Origin of the sequence: Micromonospora sp. NPDC006766, from assembly GCF_040636055.1 — a bacterium.
Lineage (GTDB): Bacteria > Actinomycetota > Actinomycetes > Mycobacteriales > Micromonosporaceae > Micromonospora.
Genome location: NZ_JBEYIX010000123.1, coordinates 1 through 3,076 on the forward strand (window position 1 = coordinate 1; position 3,076 = coordinate 3,076).

Genomic DNA, 3,076 nt, shown 5'->3' on the forward strand with positions numbered 1-3,076 from the left:
CTGTTTGTAAGAACTTGTTCTGGCCCCACTGGGCGAACTTGTTTTGGCCCCACCCGTGATCGTTTGGCAGCTTCTTCTGGCCCCACTTGTCGGGCGGTTGGGGGTGCCGATGGCGTGGTCTGAGCTGCGGTGGTTCCAACTTGTTTTGGCCCCACTTGGATGGGCTCGGCTGCATGGTCGCTGGTGGGTGGGGTCGTAGCATCGTGGGGAACCGGGCCGGTTGGTTCGTTCCCCGACAGGGCGGACCGACGGGCCCGGCCTTTGTTCGCCGGAACGTGAAGCGGGGGCGTCCGCCGTGGTCGGCGTCGCCCCCGTCGTGGTGTCAGGGTCAGCGTTTGCGGCGTTTGCCGGTGGTGGTGAGCAGCCGGAACGACTCGGTGCCGGTCTCGATGATGTGGGCGTTGTAGGTGAGCCGGTCGACGATCGCTGCGCAGAGCCGTGGGTCGGTGAAGGTGCGGTTCCACTCCGAGAAGGGGGCGTTGGAGGCGACCGCGATGGCGCGGCGTTCCTCGCGGTCGGTGAAGATCTGGAACAGCAGTTTCGCGCCGGCCTTGTCCAGGTCGAGGTAGCCGAACTCGTCCAGACAGAGCAGGTCGCAGCGGCCGTAGCGGGCGATGACCTTGGTGAGCTGGCGGTCGTCGGAGGCCTCGGCGAGTTCGTTGACCAGGTTCGCCGCGGTGGTGTAGCGGACTTTGTAGCCGGCCTCGGCGATCGCGGTGCCGATGCCGATGAGCAGATGGCTTTTGCCGGTGCCGGAGTCACCGATGAGGCAGAGCGGCTGGCCGGCGATGACCCAGGCAGGGTCGCAGAGGGTGTTGACCTGTTCCGGGGAGACGTTCGGGTTGGCGCTGTGGTCGAAGTCCTCGATGCGTTTGGGGCGGGAGAAGTTGGCCTCGCGGACCAGCCGTAGCTTGCGGCGTTCCTCGCGGTGGGCGATCTCGGTGCCGAGCAGGTCGGCGAGGAACTGTTTGTAGGTGGACCGCTCGCGCAGGGCATACTCGACGGCCTCCTCGTAGCCGTCGCGGATGGCGGGCAGGTGCAGGCTGCGGGCGGCCTGCTCTATCGCGGCGTCGACCGGGTCCTCGCCGGGAGCGACCGCACGCTGCCGGGCGGGACGGGGCTGGGGCGGGGCAGGTGGCCGTGCCGTGGTGGTGGTGCTCATGCGGTGCCTTTCGAGGTTGGGAGCTTCAGCAGCTGGTCATAGGCGGCCACTGACGGCAGAGGTCGGGAATCATCCGGAATGGGCGTGCGGCGGGGCAGGGTGATCACGTTCGTGGCCGGCGATGCGGCGGACGTGTCGTCGTCGGGTGCGGCCAGTTCGGCCAGGTCCTCGTCGTCGAGCAGCGGCCCGGTCGGCCGGTCGGCTTTGCGAGCTTCGATGGCGACCAGTTCCGGGCTGCTGGAGCCGATGTGCAGGGCTGCGGTGATGCCGGCCAGCACCGCCTCGTGCGACATACGCCGGTGCAGCAGCAGCACCTCGATCAGGGACCGGGTGCCGGCAGCGTCGCCGTGCGCGGCGCGGGCCGCAGCCCAGAACGCGTCGTGGGCGGCGGTGAACGTGCCATCGGCGCGGGCCTGGGCCAGTCCGGTCGATCCCGCCAGGGCGCCGGGGCGGACCATCAGGATCTCCAGGTAGTGGTCCAACTCGTCGCGGTAGTGGTAGCGGCGGGTCAGGTCAGCCTGGGGTGGCGGGCCACGACTCGGTTGCGGTCGAAGACCAGCAGCTCGTTGGCGTGGAGACTGACCCGCACCTGACGGCCGATGAACCTCGCCGGCACCGAGTAGTAGCTCTGCCGCACCACGATGCGCGAGTCCCGCCGAACCGTCGGGGTCAGGGTCACACCGCAGTCGAAGTCGTCGGCCGGCAGCGGCGCCAGCAGCTTTTCCTCGACGGCGAAGTCGAACCCGACGCTGGTGTTGCTGCCGTGGATGTGCCGGCTGTCCTCGGCGGTGTCGATCGCCGCGAGGCGTTCGTTGAGTTCGTCGAGGGTGTCGACCTCGGGCACCGGGACCAGATGGGTGCGCCGGAACCGGCCACCCTCGTGCTCGACTCCGCCCTTCTCGTGGGCGCCTTCGATCCCGGGCATGCAGTAGAACGCGTCGAAGCCGTAGTGCGACCGGAACGCCGTCCACCGCTGCGACTCGATACGGGTGCGACCGAAGCAGACCCGGTTGACCGCCGGCTTGAGGTTGTCGTAGCGGATGTGCCGGGTCGGCACCCCACCCAGGACCCGGAACGCCTCCACATGACCTTGCATGAACGCCTCCTGGCTCTCGGAGACGTAAACCCGGTGCACCGCCTTGCCCGAGTAGGACAACCGCAGCGTGAACAAGTGGCACTGCACCGGCTCGCCAGCCAGGCGCACCCACACGTCGGCGAAGTCGACCTCAGCCTCGGCGCCCGGCTCGTGGACCTGCGGCACCGTGCCCTCAAGATGCGTCCGGCCTTCCCGAGCCTCGGCCAGGATCTGCGGTCGCCGCTTGTTGACGTAGTTGCAGACCGTGGAGTAGCTGGCCAGGTTGAAGCCGTACTCGACCAACAGCCGGTCATGGATCCGCCGGACCGTGTGCCGCTGCTTACGCGGCGCCGTCAGGTCCTCCCGCAACATCGCGTCGATCCAGCCCATGGCCGGCTCCAACACCGACGCCCGCGTCCTCATCGGCTGCTTACGCGGCGGTGGAACCGCCGACGCCAACGCCGCCCGCACCGCACGGCGATGCACGCCATGCCGACGCGCCAACTCCCGCTGCGAGACATTCGGCTCCAGCCGACGATCCCGACGAATTCTCTCGAACAACTCAACACGTGACAGCACCAACGGCCTCCCGACACGACCGATGGTGCAGAATCCCACCCCAAATCAGACCACAACCGGCATTGCAGCCATCACGGCGTGTCGCGTGATGAGCACCCCCGGTCGAGGTGGGGCCAAAACAAGTTGCCCAACCCCGATCGGTCCTTACGCGCCCATCGACGGCCGTGTGGAGCCAAACAAGTTGGTACACCGCGCCACGGGACCGGGGTGGGGCCAAAACAAGTTCGCCCAGTGGGGCCAGAACTACTTGGTCAAATCAG

At 67.9% G+C, this 3,076-nt stretch carries 1 protein-coding gene and 1 pseudogene; both read right to left on the reverse strand.

What is annotated here, in order from left to right; all coding sequences use genetic code 11:
* Positions 1-328 precede the first annotated feature (328 nt).
* Positions 329-1,162: an IS21-like element helper ATPase IstB gene (istB, locus tag ABZ671_RS32585; protein ID WP_357865373.1), complete on the reverse strand. Its 834-nt coding sequence runs from the start codon at positions 1,160-1,162 to the stop codon at positions 329-331.
* Positions 1,159-2,816 (reverse strand): annotated as a pseudogene (gene istA, locus ABZ671_RS32590) (IS21 family transposase). The gene istB and the pseudogene istA overlap by 4 nt, the downstream one beginning before the upstream one ends.
* Between the last annotated feature and the right edge of the window lie 260 nt (positions 2,817-3,076).